The 17,264-nt window shown below is 72.9% G+C and carries 14 protein-coding genes; 8 read left to right on the forward strand and 6 right to left on the reverse strand.

The genetic code is table 11. From position 1 onward, the window contains the following. Nucleotides 1–7: 7 nt before the first annotated feature. From Dsi01nite_RS26460 to Dsi01nite_RS26470, 3 genes are all read right to left on the reverse strand, one after another. Nucleotides 8–391, reverse strand: coding sequence for a RidA family protein (locus tag Dsi01nite_RS26460; RefSeq protein ID WP_203848953.1), 384 nt, complete (start codon nucleotides 389–391; stop codon nucleotides 8–10). Beyond that, nucleotides 388–981 (reverse strand): helix-turn-helix domain-containing protein, encoded by a 594-nt coding sequence (locus tag Dsi01nite_RS26465; protein WP_203848954.1) that lies wholly within the window; start codon nucleotides 979–981, stop codon nucleotides 388–390. Before Dsi01nite_RS26465 ends, Dsi01nite_RS26460 begins: the two co-directional genes overlap by 4 nt. Before the next feature lie 74 nt (nucleotides 982–1,055). Continuing rightward, nucleotides 1,056–1,289, reverse strand: a complete 234-nt coding sequence (locus tag Dsi01nite_RS26470) for a ricin-type beta-trefoil lectin domain protein (protein ID WP_203848955.1) — start codon at nucleotides 1,287–1,289, stop codon at nucleotides 1,056–1,058. A gap of 14 nt (nucleotides 1,290–1,303) precedes the next feature. Between Dsi01nite_RS26470 and Dsi01nite_RS26475 the strand changes: the two genes are divergently transcribed. Continuing rightward, complete coding sequence (locus tag Dsi01nite_RS26475) at nucleotides 1,304–3,382, forward strand: sigma-70 family RNA polymerase sigma factor (RefSeq protein WP_203848956.1); 2,079 nt, start codon at nucleotides 1,304–1,306, stop codon at nucleotides 3,380–3,382. A 4-nt stretch (nucleotides 3,383–3,386) separates the two neighbouring features. Here Dsi01nite_RS26475 and Dsi01nite_RS26480 read toward each other — a convergent pair whose 3' ends face one another. After that, the gene (locus Dsi01nite_RS26480) at nucleotides 3,387–4,847 is read right to left on the reverse strand and encodes an RICIN domain-containing protein (protein WP_239136180.1); all 1,461 of its coding nucleotides are present in this window, start codon (nucleotides 4,845–4,847) and stop codon (nucleotides 3,387–3,389) included. A 21-nt stretch (nucleotides 4,848–4,868) separates the two neighbouring features. On the opposite strand from Dsi01nite_RS26480, the gene Dsi01nite_RS26485 reads away from it, so the two are divergent. Beyond that, nucleotides 4,869–5,117: a hypothetical protein gene (locus Dsi01nite_RS26485; protein ID WP_203848957.1), complete on the forward strand. Its 249-nt coding sequence runs from the start codon at nucleotides 4,869–4,871 to the stop codon at nucleotides 5,115–5,117. A gap of 12 nt (nucleotides 5,118–5,129) precedes the next feature. On the opposite strand, the gene Dsi01nite_RS26490 is transcribed toward Dsi01nite_RS26485, so the two are convergent. Beyond that, nucleotides 5,130–6,194 (reverse strand): hypothetical protein, encoded by a 1,065-nt coding sequence (locus Dsi01nite_RS26490; protein ID WP_203848958.1) that lies wholly within the window; start codon nucleotides 6,192–6,194, stop codon nucleotides 5,130–5,132. Between the two features lie 324 nt (nucleotides 6,195–6,518). Here Dsi01nite_RS26490 and Dsi01nite_RS26495 point away from each other — a divergent pair, with 324 nt between their 5' ends. Then, a complete protein-coding gene (locus tag Dsi01nite_RS26495) occupies nucleotides 6,519–8,147 on the forward strand; it encodes a cellulose binding domain-containing protein (protein WP_203848959.1) in 1,629 nt (542 codons plus the stop codon). Nucleotides 8,148–8,162: 15 nt separating this feature from the next. Here the strand turns inward: Dsi01nite_RS26495 and Dsi01nite_RS26500 are convergent, their stop codons facing one another. Then, nucleotides 8,163–9,359: an amidohydrolase gene (locus tag Dsi01nite_RS26500; RefSeq protein WP_203848960.1), complete on the reverse strand. Its 1,197-nt coding sequence runs from the start codon at nucleotides 9,357–9,359 to the stop codon at nucleotides 8,163–8,165. 171 nt (nucleotides 9,360–9,530) lie between these two features. Here Dsi01nite_RS26500 and Dsi01nite_RS26505 point away from each other — a divergent pair, with 171 nt between their 5' ends. From Dsi01nite_RS26505 to Dsi01nite_RS26525, 5 genes are all read left to right on the forward strand, one after another. Then, nucleotides 9,531–9,725 carry a thiazolylpeptide-type bacteriocin gene (locus Dsi01nite_RS26505; protein ID WP_203849000.1) on the forward strand — a complete coding sequence of 65 codons (195 nt, stop codon included), beginning with the start codon at nucleotides 9,531–9,533 and terminating at the stop codon, nucleotides 9,723–9,725. 201 nt (nucleotides 9,726–9,926) lie between these two features. Further along, nucleotides 9,927–11,660 carry an AfsR/SARP family transcriptional regulator gene (locus tag Dsi01nite_RS26510; RefSeq protein ID WP_203848961.1) on the forward strand — a complete coding sequence of 578 codons (1,734 nt, stop codon included), beginning with the start codon at nucleotides 9,927–9,929 and terminating at the stop codon, nucleotides 11,658–11,660. A 13-nt stretch (nucleotides 11,661–11,673) separates the two neighbouring features. Next, nucleotides 11,674–13,764 carry a TOMM precursor leader peptide-binding protein gene (locus Dsi01nite_RS26515; RefSeq protein ID WP_203848962.1) on the forward strand — a complete coding sequence of 697 codons (2,091 nt, stop codon included), beginning with the start codon at nucleotides 11,674–11,676 and terminating at the stop codon, nucleotides 13,762–13,764. A 1-nt stretch (nucleotide 13,765) separates the two neighbouring features. Next, nucleotides 13,766–15,625: a TOMM precursor leader peptide-binding protein gene (locus Dsi01nite_RS26520; protein ID WP_203848963.1), complete on the forward strand. Its 1,860-nt coding sequence runs from the start codon at nucleotides 13,766–13,768 to the stop codon at nucleotides 15,623–15,625. A 24-nt stretch (nucleotides 15,626–15,649) separates the two neighbouring features. Beyond that, complete coding sequence (locus tag Dsi01nite_RS26525; protein ID WP_203849001.1) at nucleotides 15,650–17,257, forward strand: nitroreductase family protein; 1,608 nt, start codon at nucleotides 15,650–15,652, stop codon at nucleotides 17,255–17,257. Nucleotides 17,258–17,264 lie beyond the last annotated feature (7 nt).

A 17,264-nucleotide genomic window follows, 5' to 3' on the forward strand; every position in this document is an offset into this window, starting at 1 on the left:
CGGCCGGTCAGGCGACGGCGATGGCTTCGATCTCCAGGAGCCATTCCTCGGCGTAGATGTCAGCGATGATGATGGTGATGGCCGGGGTGTGGTCGCCGAGGACTTCGGCGCGGATGCGGGAGTTCTCCGCGCGGTAGCGGCGGTCGGCGAGGTAGGTCGTGACCTTCGCGAGGTGCCGGGTGGTCAGGCCGGCCTCGTGCAGCACCGCCGCGATGTGCTCCCACACCAGGCGGCACTGCGTGGTGAAGTCCTCGGGGACCTTGCCGTCGCGGTCGGCCCACGGGACCTGGCCACTGACGAAGACGAGCCGCTGGGCGGCGGTGACCAGGGTGCCGTGGGTGTAGTTGCCGGTCGGTGCGGGCAGGCCCGGCGGGTTGAGCGGCGCGATCACGTGGCCTCCTCGGGCCTCAGGTGGTGCGGGGGTCCGGCGACCTGCATCGCGGTGTAGTACACACATTCGGTCGGGCCGTGGTTGGCGAAGGCGTGGACGCAGTCGCCCGCGTAGTACAGCGCGTCGCCCCGGGCGAGCCGGTGCTCGACGCCGTCCAGGGTCACGGTCAGCTCGCCGGTCTCGACCGCGATGTACTCGCGCGATCCGGTGGCGTGCGCGGCGAAGCTGCCGATGACGGCGCCCGCGGCCGCGGTCGTGCGGATGAGCTCGAACTCGACGCCGGGCAGGACGGGGGAGAGGATCCTGCGCTGCCAGCCGTCGGGGTGGTCGATGGCGTGCTGCTCGGCGTGCCGCAGCAGGATCGTGCGGGCCGGCTGGTCCTCGCCGAGGAGCCGGGACACGGTCGTGCCGAGCGCGGTCGCGAGGCGGGCCAGCACGAGCACGGTCGGCGAGCGGGCGCCGCGTTCGACGTCGGAGATCATGCTCCGGCTGACGCCGCTGGCCGTGGCGAGCGCCTCGAGGCTGAGTCCCCGCACCCGCCGCAGCTCGCGCAGCCGCTCCCCGAGCCGCTCGGTGAAGTCATCACGCACCCGTCCAGCATAGCGGAGAGATTCCGCTATGCTGGATGCAGTGCGCTTGCCATCTCTAAACCGGTTTAGCGGGTTCACGGCTGGCCGTTGCAGTCCCAGATCTGCGCCTTGGTGCCCGGGGCGGTGCTCTGGTTGTCGACGTCGAGGCACTGGCCGCGCATGGCGAAGTCGTTGCCGTTGGCGTCGTACAGCCGGCCGTCGCTGACGGAGAAGCCGGCGTCTGTGCGTCGTCGTCGGGTCAGGGGCGGATTTCTGTAATGGGCGGGGGTCGGCGAGCATCTCTTCAGGCAGACCAGACTGCACGTCACCTGGAGGGACCCGGATGTCGGAGGTTCATGCCCGCGCTCAGCGGCCGGTTGCCGACCTGGTGCACGCTGCCCGCGCCGGTGACCGGGAGGCGCTCGGCGAGCTCGTGGCGGGTGAGCTGCCCCGCGTGTACAACGTCATCGGGCGGGCGCTGGCCGGGCATGCCGATGTCGACGACGTGGTGCAGGAGACGCTGATTCAGATCGTGCGCGGGCTTCCCGGACTGCGCGAGCCGGACCGGTTCAGGGTCTGGGTGCTCGCCATCGCGAACCGGCAGGTCCAGCTGTACCTGCGGACCCGCCGGCGCAACGACCGGCGCCGGCAGGAGCTGACGCCCGAGCTGCCCGACCCCGAGGACGACTTCGCCGACCGGGCCGTGGACGGGATCGTCCTCGCGGGGCAGCGCGGAGAGCTGGCCGAGGCGGCGCGGTGGCTGCAGGACGACGACCGGGTGCTGCTGTCGCTGTGGTGGCAGGAGATGCTCGGCGAGCTGACCCGCGCGGAGGTGGCGGCCGCGCTCGGCGTCACCGTCGGGCATGCCGGGGTGCGGGTGAAGCGGATGCGCGACCAGCTCGACGCGGCCCGGCTCGTCGTGCGGGCGCTGCACCTGCGGGACTGCGAGGAGCTGACGCACCTGGTGCGCGGCTGGGACGGTGTCGCCGACTCGGTGTGGCGCAAGCGGCTGGTCCGGCACACGCGGGACTGCCCGCGCTGCGCCCCGCGGCGTGAGGACCTCGTCCCGGCCGGGCGGCTCATGCTCGGGCTGCAACCGCTGCCGCTGCCGCTGGCGGTCGCCGCGGCCGGTCAGGCCATCGCGGCCGGCTACCAGCCCGCCGCCGCGACGCTCGGAGGGAAGGCCGTCGCGCTCGTGGCCGCCGCCCTCCTCGCCGGTGGCGGGGCCGTGATCGTGGCCCTGGAGGATCCGCCGTCCACCGGTCCGGCGGTGGGCGCCGCCAGCCAGCCGCCGCCCGAGGCGCCGACCGCACCGAGGACCGCGCCGGCCACCGGCGCCGCGGGTGCCACCCCGGGCGCGTCGCCGGCCGGGCGGCCGGTGACCGGGGTGACACGAGCTGACATCTTCGTCGCGCCGGACGGTTCCGACGCGGCCGACGGCAGCCTGGAGCGGCCGTACGCCACGATCGCCAAGGCCGTCGCCGTGGTGCGTCCCGGCCAGACGATCGCGCTGCGGGGCGGGGTTCACCGGCCGGCAACCGCGCTGGAGATCGGGACCAGCGGCGACGCGGCACACCGGATCACGCTGAGCAGCTACCGCGATGAGCGTCCCGTCCTGGACGGCTCGGCGGTGCCGGCCGACGAGTGGCTGGTCACGCAGAAGGCGAGTTACTGGACGGTGCAGGGCCTCGAGATCCGCAACGCGGCCAGAGCGGGTTACGTGTGCCTGTCGTGCAAGCAGAGCGTGTTCCGGTGGCTCACCGTGCACGGCAACGGCCGGGTAGGGCTGATGCTGCGCGGCGACGGCACCGCCGACAACCAGGTCCTCGACAGTGACTTCTTCGCCAACCGGGGCGGCGACGGTGTCGGCCTGGGGCTTGGCGTCAAGTTCGGCGGCGGCGCCGGCAACGTGGTGCGCGGTGTCCGGGCCTACGGCAACGGCGAGAGCGGCATCGACGTCGGCGAGTTCGCGGGAGCGGTCGCGGTGGAGCACTCCTGGTCCTGGGGCAATGCCGGCAACGGCTTCACGCTCGGCGGTGGCGCGCCGGCCACGGCGGCGGCGCATGTCCTGCACGACAACGCGGCGTGGGACAACGCCGGCGACGGGTTCTCCGACGACGGCAATGCCGGCGGTATCCGGCTGACCGGCAACACGGCGTGGCGCAACGGCGACGCCGGATTCACCTGTACCGCCGGCGCCGCCGTGTTGCAGCGCAACGTCGCCGTGGCGAACCGCCGGACCCAGGCGGTGCGCCGTGCGGACGGCACGTCGTGGGATGCGGAGGCGGTGACGACGTCGGCGACCTTCCGGTCCACCGACGCCGCCACCGCCCAGGGTGCCCGGCAGCCGGACGGGCGGCTTCCCGTCACGGACTTCCTCGGCGGTGCCGCCGGCTCCGGGGCCGCCATGCGGGCGCCGTGACGGGCTACATGACGATGGCTGCCTGCGGCCCGGCGTACGTCCTGACCAGGTTCGGCACGGCCGATGCCGGGTCGAGGGTGTAGGCGTAGAAGCTGCCGGGGTTGAACGCGGAACCCCTCGTCTCCTGCCGGCCGCTGCTGTTGACCACGATGCTGCCGGACTGCTTCAGCTGCGCGCCGCTGTCCGGGTAGTACGGGTTGGTGACGTGGTCGAAGTAGCTGTTCTCGAGGACCATCTTCGTGGCTCCCCGGGCGTAGTTGCCGTAGCTGGTGACGTTCTGCAGGTAGTTGTTGTACAGGTGGGCGTAGGCGAGGTTGTCCGCGCTCGGGTTGCGCTGGGCGGTGTCGTGCAGCCAGTTGTGGTGGATCGTCATGCGGGCGACCACGTTGTCGGTCCAGCCGATGCCGAACGTCTTGTTGTGGTTGCCCAGGACGTTCCAGGACACGGTGACGTTGCTGGTGTCCTTGCGGGAGTCGATGTAGCCGTCGTTGATGTTCGTGAACGTGTTGTGGTCGATCCACACGTGGTCGGCGGTGTCCATCTGGATGCCGTCGTAGTCGAAGTCCTTGTCGTCAGGGTCGTCGGAGGCCACCGCCGTGTCCCCGATCGTCAGGTTCCGGATGATGACGTTGCGCACGCCGGCGCCGAGGAAGAACCCGCCGTTCTTGATCCGGCCGGTCGTCCCGAGACCGACCAGGGTCTTGTTCGACGCGACCGGGATCTCGTAGCCGTAGGTCGGCACGGTGATCGTCCCACCGATGCGGATGACGTACGCCGCCGACGCCGTCGCGTACCTGAGCAGGTCGGCGTACGAGGTGACGGTGACCGTCGTGCCGCCGGCGCCGCCGGTCGTGCCCTGCGCGAACCCGTCGGCCGTGTTCGACCAGGTGCGCCCGCCCTGGGTGGGCGTCGCCGTCGGGCCGGACACGGCGTTGAAGGCCCATTGCATTCGGGCGATGTCGGCGCAGGGTTCCTGGATGATGGGGTTGTTGCCGGCGGTGGAGCCGTCCTTGTTGGCGGCGCAGAGGCCGTTGGCGGTGCTCTTGATGAGGTATTTGCCGGTGGCGGCGGTGCTGGTGGTGAACTGCCAGGTCTGGTTGGCCGACGCGCCGCAGGTCCACTGCCACAGCTGGGTGCCGGTGGTGGTGGTCGAGTAGGGCACGTCGGCGCATTTGCCGCTGCCGGTGTTGACGAGGCCGTACGCGCCGTTCTGCGCGACGACGGTGAACCGCTGCCCGGCCGCCGCGGCGTTGCAGGCGACCTGGGTGAGCAGCCCGCCGTTGCCGGTGCCGGACACGACAACGCACTTGCCGCTGGAGCCGGACGCGAGCGTGTACACACCCCCACCGACGGGAACGACGGCCGCCTCCGACGGCCACACCGTCAGCGCGACCACCCCGATCGGCACCGCGGCGGCGAACGCGACGAGCCCGGCACGCAGCCGGATTCCTGGGCGTCTTCCCACGGGACACTCCCTTCAACGATCATGAACCCGCATGTCGTTGAGGAGGTGCGCCCCGCGGCGGGGCGATTACACAATCCCGGGCAAGTTCCTGGGATGCCGCCGGCGCCCGTGAAACTTCCACCGGCCGCGTCGACGGCCACGCAGGCGCAGGCTCAGGTCGACATCGATGCGTTGACCGCTGGCCAGATCCTGACTGTGAGCGCAAACGACCTCACCAACATGGTGTTGTCCAGTGCCGACTTCGAGGCGACCGCGAAGCGGCGCTGCTGACCGTTCGCCAGGTCACGGGGCGGTGAGCTCCCACCGGTACAGCAGGCTGCCGTCGGTGGTCAGCCATGTGCCGTCCCCGAGCGACGCCACGTGCTCAGTCACCGGCACCGGATACGCCACCGCGCCGAGCGGGTGCAGCGCCGGCCAGGCGCAGAGGTGGTGCGTCCACGTGGCGTCGCCGCGGAACCGCCGGAGCGACACGACGACGTACGCGTCGCCGACCCGCCGTGCGGTGCCCAGCTCGTCGTCCGGCTCGCCACCCAACGCGGCGAGCTCGACCAGCGCCACCTGCCGGTCCGCGGCGCCGTCCTGCACCGCGATGTCGTGCACCGCCACGTCGTCGTGCTCGTCGTCGTGCGTCATTCCTTCGGCCCGGCGGACCGACAGGACCCGTCCCGGCTTCGAGCCGAGATCGGTGACCTCCCGGTAGGCCGGGCCGCCGGTGACCTTGCATCCCTCCGGGCGGACCGTGACCCGGTACATCGCCCAGCTGTACCACGCCGTCCAGCAGGAGATGACCAGTTCGGTGCCGTCGGGACTCCAGCGCTGCGCAACGGTCGAGGAGACCGCGGTGACCGGTCGTTCACCATGGATCCTGCCGGTCGTGGCATCCACGAGCACCAGGCGGTCGTTGGTGTACCGGCGGCGCGGCTCGCTGTCGTACACCAGCAGCGCCGGCTCGCCGTCACGGGCGAGGCATGGCAGCACGACGCTCACGAACCGGCCGTCCGGGCTCACCGCGGGAGCGCACGGCGGGCGGGGCTCACGGTGCCCGCCGTGCCACGGATCGTGCGGCAGCTCCCAGCGGAGCGCACCGCTCGGGTCGACCGCGCGCACGGCACTGCCCTCGGCGATGACGACGAGGCCATCGCTGGGCGAGAGCGTGGCCCTCGCGTGCGCCGGCAGCACCATTCGCCGCGCCGGCTCGGGCACCCCGGCGAGCACGGCGGCCCGCTCGTACGCCAGCAGACGGTCGGCGTCCTGGACGGTGACGACGGCGCCTTCCCAGGAGGCGGTGAGCACCGGGCCGAGCGGCGCGGGCGCGGTGCCGACCAGCCGTACGTCGACGGGCGTCATGGGGCGCGATGGCACAACGGCGTCCTCTCGAAGCGGCCGGGCGGGGTTCCATGGTGGCACGGACCGCGCCGGAGCGGTGTCTCGAAGTCGCCCCAGTTGGTGCTGGTCCGCACCATCACGTCCGCCGGATCGGTCACGGCTCCCAAGCCTACGGTGTGCGGCACCTGAAACGGATAAGCGCATCGAGGCATGCCGCTTGACGGTGCGCCCATGCCGCCGTAGCGTGAGGCCTGCTTAAGCGGTTACGCGATCCGCTGTACACCGCCGCGCGCCGGCGCCGGCCGCGTGGCGCACACCCCGCCCGATCGGCATCAAAGGAACCCGATGAGCCAATCGCCCAGAACACCCCGCAACCGGCTGCTGGCGGCCCTCGCCGCCGTGCTCATGGCGGCAGTCGGTGCCGTCGTCGTGCTGACCGGTGTCAACCAGGCCGCCGCTGCCACCGCCTTCGTGCAGCGTTGCGGCATCCGCTTCTGTCTCGGCGGCAAGAGCTTCTACTTCGCCGGGACCAACACCTACGACCTGTTCACCTACGGTGCCGGCTCCGGTGACACGGAGACGCAGTACATGGACAAGGCGAAGATCGACACGCACCTGGCGAACCTCGCCGCCGACAAGGTGACCGTGCTGCGCCTGTGGATGTTCAGCATGGAGAGCTGGCACGGCTTCGAGACCGCCAAGGGCGTCTACAACGAGCAGCAGTTCGCCCTGTTCGACTACGTCATCGAGTCGGCGCGCCGGAACAACATCCGGCTGATCCCGGTCTTCGACAACTACTGGGAGGCGTACGGCGGCATCGACCGGCGCCTGCAGTGGGAAGGCCTGTCCGGCGGGCAGCCGGGCCGCGGCCAGTTCTTCAACAAGTCCAAGTGCCCCGGCTGTTTCACCAGCTACAAGAACTACGTGTCGCACGCGCTGCACCGCACCAACCACTACAGCGGCGTGCAGTACAAGGACGACCCGACCATCATGGCGTGGGAGCTGATGAACGAGCCCCGCTACGAGAACCAGACCCCGAACGAGAACACCAGCGGCACCACCCTGCGCGCGTGGGTGGACGAGATGGGCGCGTTCATCAAGGGCATCGACCCCAACCACCTGCTCGGCACCGGCCTGGAGGGGCACGAGACGCGGTACGGCTTCGGCGGCGACGAGGGCAACCCGTTCGTCTACATCCACCAGTCGCCGTACATCGACTTCACCTCCGCGCACCCGTATCCGACCGAGTCGTGGGCGAACCTCGGCATCGAGCAGACCAAGACGCTGGTCCGGGCCTGGATCAACGACTCGCACAACGCCGTCGGCAAGCCGTTCTTCATGGGCGAGTTCAACGTCCACAACGTCGACCGGACCGCCTGGTTCACCGCGCTGTTCAGCGACTTCGAGGCCGCCGGCGGCGACGGCAGCGCCTTCTGGTGGTACTCGGCCACCAACGTCGACGGCAAGTTCGGCGTCATGCGGGGCGCGCCGGAGCTCGCGCCGTTCCGCACCCACTCCGCCAACATGATCACAAAGAGCGGGGGAGTCGCGCCGAGCGTCACCGTGTCGGCGAGCCCGTCAACGAGCCCGAGTGCCAGCCCGAGTGCCAGTCCGAGTGCCAGTCCGAGTGCCAGCAGCCCGCCGCCGGCCGGGACTTGCACCGTCCACTATGGCCTGTCCGACTGGGGCAGCACCTTCAACGGCGACGTGACGATCCGCAACACCGGCGCCACGGCGATCAACGGTTGGGCGCTGCGCTGGACGTTCCCCGGCAACCAGGTCATCACCAACATGTGGAACGCCGTGCCCACCCAGAGCGGGAGGCAGGTCACCGCCACCAACCCGGCGAGTTACAACACCACCATCCCAGCCGGCGGGAGCCTCAACTTCGGCTTCAGTGCCACCTCCGTCGCCGGCACCAACGGGGTCCCGGCAACGTTCACCCTCAACGGCGCCACCTGTTCCAACGTCTGATCGCTTCGCAGCTGTCTACGCCCCCGGCATCCAGGCGCGCGCCGCCGCGGTCAGCGCCTGGATGCCGGCGGGCACGGCGAGGGTGGCCTGCGGCGCGAACCTCGGCGAGTGGTTGCCGGGGATCTCGGTGAACCTGCCGGCCGCCGCCCGCCACTGCGCCGGTCCGGTCACCCCGAGCATCCAGTACGCGGTCGGCACCCCGTCGGCGGCGAACGCGGCGAAGTCGTCGGCGGCCAGCGACGGCGGCCAGCCGCTGACCCGGGCGGCACCGAACGCGTCGACGTGCGCCGCGTGCACCGCCGCGGCGACGTGTGGGTCGGGACGGTTGGCCGGGGTCTGGGCGAGGACGCTGATGCGGGGCTCGCCCGGGGTGCCGGCCGCGGCGCAGGTGGCCCGCGCGATCCGTTCGACGGCCTCGCGCATGCGGGTCAGGGTCGCGGCCGAGTGGGCCCGCATGGTGACACCGATGGTCGCGCTGTCGGCGATGACGTTGGCGCGGGCGCCGGCGGACAACCGGCCGACGGTGAGCACCGCCGGCTCCGACGGGTCGACCTGCTGGGCGCGGACGGTCTGCAGCTGCACCACGGTGAGGGCCGCGGCGAGCAGCGGGTCGACCCCGAGGTGTGGCATCGCGGTGTGCCCGCCGACGCCGTCGATCGTGATCTCCAGGGTCACGCAGGCGGCCGTCATCAGCGCGCCGTGTGCGACCATCCCGGCCGGCAGCGGCGCGCAGTGCTGGGCGAGGGCCAGGTCGGGGCGGCCCCACCGGCGGAGCAGGCCGTCGGCGATCATCGCCGCCGCGCCGGTCAGGGTCTCCTCGGCGGGCTGGCCGACCACGAGCAGCGTGCCCCGCCATCCGGCGCGGTCGGCCGAGAAGGTCTCGGCCGCGCCGGCGAGCGCGGCCAGGTGCAGGTCGTGGCCGCAGGCGTGCATCACCGGAGCCGTGCCGGCCGCGTCGCTGGCGTAGGGCAGGCCGGTGCGTTCGGCAATGGGCAGCGCGTCCAGCTCGGCGCGCAGGAGGACCGTGGGTCCGGCACCGTTGACGAGCCGGCCGACGACCCCGTGGCCGCCGATGCCGGTGGCGACGTCGAACCCCGCCCGGAGCAGCGTGTCGGCGAACACCGCCGCGGTGCGCTCCTCGGCGCCGGACAGCTCCGGGTCGGCGTGCAGCCGCCGGTACAGCGCCAGCGCGTCCCGCGCGATCTGGTCCATCAGTGGGAGGCTGCCGGGTGGCGCTCACAGATCGCTCACATCCCGCTGTCGCCCGGCGTCGCCGGAGTGGAGTCGATGTGTGACGCCGGCGCGGTGGACTGGGCCGGCACGGGTGATCCGTGCACCGGTAGGACAGCCCGGCCGGGGAAGACACAAGGGAGTACACCCATGATGCAGGACCGCACCGAGCTCGACCTCATCGCCGCGGAGATCCTCGCGCTGGAGACCGAGACCTTCGCGATCGCCGACTACACCGACGTCACCGAGGCGATCCTCGCCTCGACGTCCAGCTCGGCCACCACGTCGACCACCAGCAGCACCACCTCGAGCACGAGCAGCGCCTCGACGACGTCCTGCTGCGGCTGACCCTGCACCTGGGCGCACCCGCGGGCTGACGACCGCCGCCGGGCTCCGGCGGCGGTCGTCGCGTACCGCCGGGTAGCCCGCGGGTAGACGGTTCTGCGTACTTGCCACTGATTGATGGCGGTCGAAAGATACAGCCATGGATCACTTGGTCGCCACCGCGCGAGTGTCCACATCGGACTGTGCTGCCCCCGGCGGCGACACATGATTTTCCGGGTGCTCGGGCCGCTGTCGCTCGCCCGCGGCGAGGAGGCGGTGGTGCTGCCGCCGTCGAAGGTCGCCAGTCTCCTCGCGGCGCTGCTGGTCCGCCCCAACGAGGTCGTCTCGATCGGGACGCTGCAGGAGGCCGTCTGGGGCGACGACCAGCCGGCCGCCGCCAGGGCGGCCCTGCAGACCTGCGCGATGCGGCTGCGTCAGCTGTTCGTCCGCCACGCGATCGGCGCTTCCTCCATCGAGACGGTGCCCGGCGGATACCGGTTCAACGCGTCGGGGGAGACAGCCGATCTGCTCCGCTTCCGCGAGCTGGCCCGGGCGGCCGAAGCGCAGAGCGACCCCGACCGGCAACTGGTGCTGCTGGAGGACGCCCTGGCGCTCTGGCGCGGCCCGCTGCTGGCCAACGTGCCGTCCGGCAGCCTGCACCGCGACGTCGTGCCCCGGCTCGCCGAGGAGCGCCTGCGGGTCCTGGAACGGCTCTGCGACCTGAAGATCCGCCAAGGTCTGGCCGCGTCGGCGCTGGCGCAGCTCTGGGACGCCACCCGCGCGCACCTGGGCAACGAACGGCTGGCGGAGCTGCTCATCGAGGCGCTGTACCGGACCGGGCGACAGGCCGACGCACTGGCCGAATACCGCCGGGTGAAACAGTTTCTCGCCGGCGAGCTCGGCGTGGATCCCGGCCCCCGGCTGCGCCAACTCGAGCTGAGCATCCTCGTGGGTGAGTCCCGGGCCGAACCGGTGAAGGCCGTCGCGGTCGCGGGCCCGGCCGAGTCCGCGCACCCCGGCGTCGAGCCGCCGCAGGGATTCCTCGGGCGCTCGGCGATCGCCGCATCCGTCGCCTCCCGGTTGCGCGCCGGGGCGGGGGTCGTGGTCCTGACCGGCCCGCTGGGCGCCGGCAAGACAGCCCTTGCCTGCCACCTGGCGGCCGCGGTGCGCGACGACTTCCCCGGTGGTCAGCTCCGGCTCGACATGCACCGGGCCGACGGCACGCCGGTGAGCGTCGAGGAGCTGACCGACCGGCTGGCCCGCCGGCCGCGCCCCGACCCGTCGCGGCGCGGCCTGCTGATCCTCGACGACGTCGCCGACGTGCGGCAGGCCCTCGCCGGCGCGCCGTTCTGGCCGCCCGGCGATGCGGTGCTGCTCACCAGCCGGTTCGGCCTCGCCGGGGTGATCGCGCGGTTCGGCGGGTCCATCGAGCGCGTCGGCGGGTTCACCCCGGCCGAGTCCGTCTCCCTGCTGTCAGCCATCCTCGGCCGCGAGAGGGTCGAGGCGGAGCCGGCGGCGACACAGGCCCTCGCCGAACTCTGCGACCACCTGCCGCTCGCGCTGCGCATCGCCGCCGCCAGGCTGCTGACCAGGACGGCGAGCCTGGCCGCGTCGGTCGCGTGGCTGCACGGCAACCCGATCGGCCGGCTGGCGCTGCCCGGCGACCCGGACATGACGCTGCTGGGCCGGTTGGACCGGGCGGTGCACCGGCTGGCGCCGCCGCTCGTCACCGCACTGCTCAGCCTCGGCACCCTCGACCGGGACCCGCTCGACCTGGCCGGCGTGGCACATCGTCTGCAGGTCACGCCCGACGCCGCCGAGGCAGTCCTGGACCAGCTCGCCGACGCCAGCCTGATCGAGGACCAGGCCGGGCAGTTCCGGATCCCGGGACTGCTGCGGCTCTACGCCCAGGCCTGCGCCGAGAACCTGCGATCCGACCCCACCCTCACTGCCGTCTGAAACGGAGCCTCCATTGAGCACTGCGTTCGAATCGGTTGCCGGCACCAGACCACGGATCCGGCGCGACACCCTGTTCACCGCGGCCTACGACGGCGTGCTGTTCCACAACTCCTCCGGCGGCTTCAAGATCACATCGTCGAGCGCCTATCGGCTGGCCGCGCTGCTGGTGCCGTTCCTCGACGGGTCCCGCACCGTGGCCGAGCTGTGCGCGAAGCTGCCCGACCCGCAACGCACCATGGTCGGCGAGCTGGTCGGCGCGCTGCTGTCGCGTGGCTTCGCCCGCGACATCCCCGCCGGCGAGGCCGATCCCGCCGCTGTCCTCGGCGCGGACGTGGCCAAGCGGTTCGCCGCGCAGATCGGTTACATCGACCACTACACCGACGGCGCACCGCACCGGTTCGCCGCGTTCCGCAACACCACCGCCGTGGTCGTCGGCGACGGCCCGATCGCGGAAGCGTGCGTCCTGGGCCTGGTCCGCAACGGGATGGCGCGGGTCGCCGTCACCGGTCACCACGACGGCAGGGCCGCCGCGGAGGCGGCAGAGCTGGACGCCGTGGTGCTGGACCGGCGGTGTCCCGAGCCCACCTGGGCAGACCTGGCCGACGCCGACATCGTGCTCGTGGCCGGGGGAGCGGACGCCGCACGGCGGACGCACCGCCTCCTCGCGGCCGGGATTCCCGCGGGCAAGACGCTGCTACCGGCGTGGACGTTCGGCCGCCGGGCCGTCGTCGGCCCGGCGGGAGGCGCCGGTCGCCGCGGCTGCTGGTACTGCGCCATGCTGCGGCTCACCGCCAACGACGACAGTGACGCCGCGGCTGAGATCTGGCGTGGCGTCGCGGTCGGCGGCCCGGCACCGGACACCGCGGCGGGTCCCCTCGCGGCGATGATCGGCAACCTGCTCGCCTTCGAGGTGTTCCGGCTCTCGACCGGCGCCCTGCCGGCCGAGACCGATGGGCGGCTCATCGTGCAGGACCTCGAGTCCCTCGACGTCGTCAGCGAGGAGCTGCTGCCGCACCCGCGGTGCGTGTACTGCCCGACGGAGCCCGCGCCGGAGCTGCCGCGGCAGATCACCCTGGACGGGCCGCGGCCCGCCGCCGATGACGGCACCGACGCCGGGACCGATGCCGCCGCCGAGCAGCTGTCCGCCCGGGACCGCCTGGTCCAGCCGAGGATCGGGGTGTTCCAGCGGTACCAGGACGAGGACTGGGACCAGCTGCCGGTGAAGATCGCGACCCTGGTGTTCACCGACCCGGACGGGACAGCACGACAGGTCAACGCCTTCGACGTGCACCACCTCGTCGGCGCGCGGACCCGGGCCCTGGCGCACGCCGCCGTCACCTACGCCGACCGGCTCGGCGCGCCGCGATCCGGCATCGGTGCGACGGTCACCGGTGCGACGGTCACCGGCCGGTCGCTGATCCACCACGGGCCGGTGGACGTGCCGCGCGCCCAGGTGGAGCCGTTCGGCGCGGCCAACGCGGGGCGGGTCGCCGAGCCGACCCGGGCCGGCGCCGGTGCCGGCTTCGACGCCGCCGCGGCGATCGCCGACGGGCTCTCCTCCGCGCTCGCCTACGCCGCGCTGCAGGGCGCCATCTGCGGTGCGGCGCCGTCGCGGGTGCCGCTGGCCGGCCTCGGCGAGGACCCGGAGCTGCGCTTCCTGACCAGGGCAGCGGTCAACCTCGGGGTCACCGCCGACCTGCTCGACCTCGCCGCGAGCGCCCCCGGCGGCGTCCACGTCCTGCTGGCCCGGTGCACCGAGCCGCGGGCCGGCGCGAAACTGTGGGCGCTCGCCGCCGGCCCGTCGTGGCGGGAAGCGGCCGTGCGGGCCCTCTGCGACCTGGTCGGGCAGGTCCAGCTGCGGCAGCAGTCGCCCGACCCGCAGGCCACCGATGGTCGCGACGAGTTCCTGACGGACTTCGACCCCGACACCCTCGCGACGGCCGGCGTGGCCGCGGCGAGGATCGACGCCGTCGGCGCCTGGCAGGACGTCCTGGCCGCCCTTGCCGCGGCCGGGACGGACGTCGTCGTCGTCCCGACCGGCGGCGCCGACCTGCCGGCATACGGCCTGCACACGGTGCGCGTCGTGCTCACGGACCGGGCCTGAGATGAGCCTGCGCATCACCGGGGCGCTCAGCGCGCTGCTGACCGACGACGCGCGGACCGGCGCCGTGCACGCGCTCGGGGTCAGCGACGAACGGACCACACCGGCGTCCGCGCTCGGGGTCGGGGTGAGCGACGAACGGGCCACGCCGGGGACCGCGCCCGCGCAGCTGCTGGTGTACGGCCGGCACGCGCTGCTGCTCGCACCGGCGGGCCCGCGCGGATGCACCCGGTGCCTGGCCCGCCGGTGGCAGGCGGTCCGGCCGCCGGACCTGCGCGACGCGCTGGAACTGGGCGGCGACACGGTGGCGGCCGGGGACTGGCCGTACGCCGTCGCGTTCGTGGCCGACGCCGTGCGGGCACTGAACGCCGCGACCGTCGCCCAGACCGGCCCGCCCACCGTCTACGACCTGAACGTGGAGACGCTGCAGGTCGGCCGGGTCCCGCTTGTGCCGGACCCCGACTGCCCGCACTGCGGCCGGCGGACGCCGGACACGCCGACGGCACCGCGGCTCACCCCGACGCCCAAGCGGGCGCCGGACGCGTTCCGGACCCGCGACGCCGCCGACTACCCGCTGTCGCCGGCCGCGTTCGTCAACCCCGTCTGCGGCCCGCTGGGCGCGTCAGCGTGGCCCGACCACACGTCGACGTCGACGGCACCGGTGCACGGGGCCTTCCACCCCAGGGCCGGAAACCACCTGCGCGAGATGCTCTGGGGCGGGCACGCGAACAGCTACAGTCGCAGCGTCCGGCTCGGCGTGCTGGAAGGGCTCGAACGCACCGCGGGGCTGCGCCCGGCGCACACCGCTGTGACCGCGACCCTGGACGAGCTCGGCCCCGACGCGCTCGACCCGCGCACCTGCGGGTCCTACTCCGAGGAGTTCCACCGGCAGCACCCGCACATCAGGCGGTTCGCGCCGGACCGGCCGATCCCGTGGGTGCGGGGCTGGTCGCTGCGCGACGACCGGCCGATCCTGGTCCCCGAGGTCCTCGCCTACTACTTCTCCGCGCCGGTCGAGGAGCGCTTCGTCCAGGAGAACTCCAGCGGCTGCGCGTCCGGTGGCAGCCTGGTCGAGGCGGTCTACCACGGGCTGATGGAGGCGATCGAACGCGACGCCTTCGTGCTGGCCTGGTACGGCCGGCGGACCCTGCCCGAGATCGACCCCGCCACCAGCGGCCGCGTACAGACCCGGGTCATGGTGGACCGGCTGGAGATGTACGGCTACCGCGCCCGGTTCTTCGACGCCCGGTGCACGTTCGACATCCCGGTCGTCACGGCCGTCGCCGAACGCATCGACGGCGGCTTCGGCACCCTGGCCTTCGGCGGCGGGGCGAGCCTCGACCCGGAGACCGCCATCGCGGCGGCCCTGTGCGAGATCGCCTCCGACGCGGTCATGGTCGGCGTCCGGGCCGCCGCCGACGAGGCGCGGCTCCGCGCGATGGTCGACGACTACGACCTGGTGTGGGGCCTGCACGACCATCCGCTGCTGTACGGCCTGCCGCAGATGCGCCGGCACGCGTCGTTCCTGCTGGACGCCCCGGCGCCGGCGCGCCCGGTCGGCGAGACCTACGCCGGGACCCGCCCGGCGCTCGACCTGCTCGACGACCTCGACCGTTGCGTGCGGATGGTGACCGCGCAGGGGTTCGACGTGATCGTCGTGGACCAGACCACGCCGGAGCAACGCGACCTCGGCCTGCACACGGCCGGGGTGACGGTGCCCGGACTGCTGCCGATCGACTTCGGCTGGCAGCGCCAGCGGGCCCTGAACATGCCGCGCCTGCGCACCGCCGCCCGCGACGCCGGCCTGGCCGGCAGTGCCCTGCGCGACGGCGACATCCACCGAGTTCCGCACCCCTATCCGTGAGGTGAGGCGTTGACGACCACCGCGATGACCGATACCGACTACACGTACGCGTACGCGTCGATGATCCTGCACCGCAACCGGATCCCCATGCCGTCGGCCGACTTCGTGCCGAACTGGCCGGACAAGCCCCGGGCGACGAAGCACTACCCGGGCGCCCTGACCTTCCCACTGCCGGACGACCCGGAGCCGGCCGCGACCACCGGCGACGACCAGCCGTTCACGCTGCCGGCACTGGGCGCGATGCTGCGCGACTCATACGGGCTGACCGGCCGGCGGCTCGCCATCCAGGCCAACACCGACGTGCACGGCTACCCGTTCTACACCCGGGCGAACTGGAGCCGGGGCACCGCGTCCGGCGGCGGGCTCTACCCGTGCAGCGTCTACTGGATCGCCGGTCCGGGCGCCGGCGTCTGCCCTGGCGTCTACCACTACGCCTGCCGGACCCACGCGATGCAGCGGCTGCTCGCCGGTGACGTCACGCACCGGGTCCGCGCCGCGCTCGGCGTGGACACCGGCGCGTCGCAGTTCCTGGTCGTCGGCGTCAAGTACTGGGCGAACGCGTTCAAGTACAACACCTTCGCCTACCACGCCGTCTCGATGGACGTGGGCACGCTCGTGCAGACGTGGCGGCTGCTGGCCGGTGGGCGGCGGATCGACCCGCACTTCTGGTTCGACCAGGCGGCCCTGGCCCGGCTCCTGGGCCTGCCGGGCGACGAGGAGGGCCTGTTCGCCGTCGTCCCGCTGACCTGGACAACCCCGCCACCGACCGCCGACCCCGGCCCGGTCCCACCGGCGACCGCACATCCGGGCCGGCCCGGCACGGTGGCCGCACCTCCGGGCCGGCCCGGCACGGTGGCGGTGCGCCGGCGCGACCAGGAACGGTCGCGGGTCGTGCGGACCTTCGACGCGGTGCGCCGCGTCCACCACGCGACCGCGCAGGCGGCCGGCGACCGCCCGGCCGCGGGGTCACTCGCCGCGGCGGCGGCCACACCGTCGACCGGTGGCGGGGACCGGATCACCCTGCCCCCGGCCACACCGCCGGACGTGCCGGTCCGCACCGCGCTGACCCGCCGCCGCAGCAGCTTCGGCCGGTTCGACGCGAGCATGCCGATGACGACCGCGGACCTCGCGAGCCTCCTGGTCGCGGCCCAGGCCGCACAGCTGCCCACCGAGGTCGCCGCGCCCGGCGACGGTCACCTCGTCAAGCTCTACGCCTTCGTCAACCACGTGCGCGGGATCCCGGCCGGCAGCTACGAGTACGACCCGGCGCACCACCAGCTGCGCACCGTCAGGACCGGCTCGCCCGCCATCTTCCTGCAGCGCAACTACTTCCTGCCCAACTACAACCTCGAGCAGGCCGCCGCGGTCGTGGTCCCCACCGTCCGGGTCAACGCCGTGCTGGACGCGACCGGACCGCGTGGCTACAACGTGGTCAACGCCACGATCGGCGCGGTGGCGCAGACGTTCTACACCACCGCCGCGGCGCTCGGCCTCGGCTGCGGCGTGGCGCTCGGCTTCGACGGCGTCTCCTACATCGAGGAGCTCGGCCTGACCGGCGAGACACCCATGCTCATCATGCTGGCCGGCCACGAGCGGGCACTGGCCAGCGACTACCGATACGAACTGCGGTGAACCGGCG

The organism is Dactylosporangium siamense, assembly GCF_016862795.1.
GTDB classification, from domain to species: Bacteria; Actinomycetota; Actinomycetes; order Mycobacteriales; family Micromonosporaceae; genus Dactylosporangium; species Dactylosporangium siamense.